Origin of the sequence: Mesorhizobium sp. M7A.F.Ca.US.007.01.2.1 (assembly GCF_003998165.1) — a bacterium.
Taxonomy (GTDB): domain Bacteria; phylum Pseudomonadota; class Alphaproteobacteria; order Rhizobiales; family Rhizobiaceae; genus Mesorhizobium; species Mesorhizobium ciceri.
On the sequence record NZ_RZQP01000441.1, the window covers coordinates 1 to 2,046 of the forward strand.

Here is a 2,046-nt window from a genome sequence, read left to right on the forward strand (position 1 = left end):
GCGTTGTGATTTGGAATTCGAGTGGCGTGACAAGGAAGACGCGTTTTTTCCCGGAAAGCGAGCCCACATTCATCTGTATGGTAGCTTTGTGAACGGTGGCATCAGCTAAAAATGAATTCACCTGCAAACATCACCGACCCGCTCGTGCTGTTCATGCCGTCGGGCAAGCGCGGGCGGTTTCCTGTCGGCACCCCGGTGCTCGATGCCGCGCGCCAGCTCGGCGTCTATGTCGAAAGTGTGTGCGGCGGACGCGCCACTTGCGGGCGTTGCCAGATCGAAGTGCAGGAAGGCAATTTCGCCAAGCACAAGATCACCTCCTCCAACGACCACATCACGCCCAAGGGCGCCAAGGAAGAGCGCTATGAGCGCGTCCGCGGCCTACCCGAACGGCGTCGCCTCTCCTGCTCGGCACAAATCCTCGGCGATCTCGTCATCGACGTGCCGCAGGACACCGTCATCAACGCGCAGACCATCCGCAAGGATGCCGACACCAGGGTCATCGCCCGCGATGCGGCGATCCGTATGTGCTATGTCGAGATCGAAGAACCCGACATGCACAAGCCGCTTGGTGATCTCGACCGGCTGAAGATCGCGCTGATGCACGATTGGGGTTTGAAAAGCCTCGATTTCGATTTTTATCTGCTGCCGCAGGTGCAAGGCATCCTGCGCAAGGGCAACTGGACCGCGACCGCCGCCATCTACAAGGATGCCGACTCTGAGACAGCGCGCGTCGTAGCACTTTGGCCCGGCCTCAAGAACGAAGCCTATGGGCTGGCCTGCGATATCGGCTCGACCACCATCGCCATGCATCTGGTGTCGCTGCTGTCGGGCCGCGTCGCCGCCTCGTCGGGCACCTCGAACCCGCAGATCCGCTTCGGCGAGGATCTGATGAGCCGCGTCTCCTATGTGATGATGAACCCGGACGGCCGCGAGGGCATGACGGTCGCCGTGCGCGAGGCGATCTCGGGTCTCGTCGACAAGGTCTGCGCCGAAGGCAATGTCCAGCGCAACGACATCCTGGACAGCGTCTTCGTCGGCAATCCGATCATGCACCATCTGTTCCTCGGCATCGATCCGACCGAGCTTGGCGGTGCCCCCTTCGCGCTCGCCGTTTCGGGCGCGGTGCACATCAAGGCATCCGACATCGGCCTCAAGCTCAACCAGGGCGCCAGGCTCTATATGCTGCCTTGCATCGCCGGCCATGTCGGTGCGGATGCGGCGGCGGTGACGCTGTCGGAAGGCCCGCATCGCCAGGACGAGATGATGCTGATCGTCGATGTCGGCACCAATGCCGAGATCGTGCTCGGCAATCGCCAGCGGGTGGTTGCGGCCTCCTCGCCCACCGGCCCTGCCTTCGAGGGCGCCGAAATCTCCGGCGGCCAGCGAGCAGCGCCGGGCGCCATCGAGCGCGTGCGCATCGATCCCGATACGCTTGAACCGAAATACCGCGTCATCGGCTCTGAACTGTGGTCCGACGAGCCGGGCTTCCTGAAAAGCGTCCAGGCGACCGGCGTCACCGGCATCTGCGGCTCCGGCATCATCGAAGTGGTGGCGGAGATGTATCTCGCCGGCATCATTTCCGAGGACGGCGTCATCGACGGCGGGCTTTCGGCGCGCTCGCCACGCGTTACGGCCAACGGCCGCACCTTCTCCTATGTGCTGAAGGACGGCTCCGCCGCATTGACGGAAGATGGGCCGAAGATCACCATCACCCAGACCGATGTGCGCGCCATCCAGCTTGCCAAGGCAGCGCTTTATGCCGGCACCAAGCTGTTGATGGAAAAGCAGAACACCGAGCATGTCGACCGCATCCATTTCGCCGGCGCCTTCGGCTCCTTCATCGATCCGAAATACGCCATGGTGCTGGGCCTGATCCCGGATTGCGACCTCGACAAGGTCTCGGCGGTCGGCAACGCCGCCGGTGCCGGCGCGCGCATGGCGCTGCTCAATCGCGGCTACCGCCGCGAGATCGAGGACACGGTCAGCAAGATCGAGAAGATCGAGACGGCGCTGGAACCGAAATTCCAGGAGCATTTCGTCTACGCC

At 63.0% G+C, this 2,046-nt stretch carries 1 protein-coding gene; it reads left to right on the top strand.

Going from position 1 to position 2,046, the window contains the following annotated elements:
- Positions 1 to 111 precede the first annotated feature (111 nt).
- Positions 112 to 2,046: ASKHA domain-containing protein (locus tag EN949_RS34870; RefSeq protein ID WP_127371972.1), on the top strand; the 1,935-nt coding region annotated here is incomplete at its 3' end.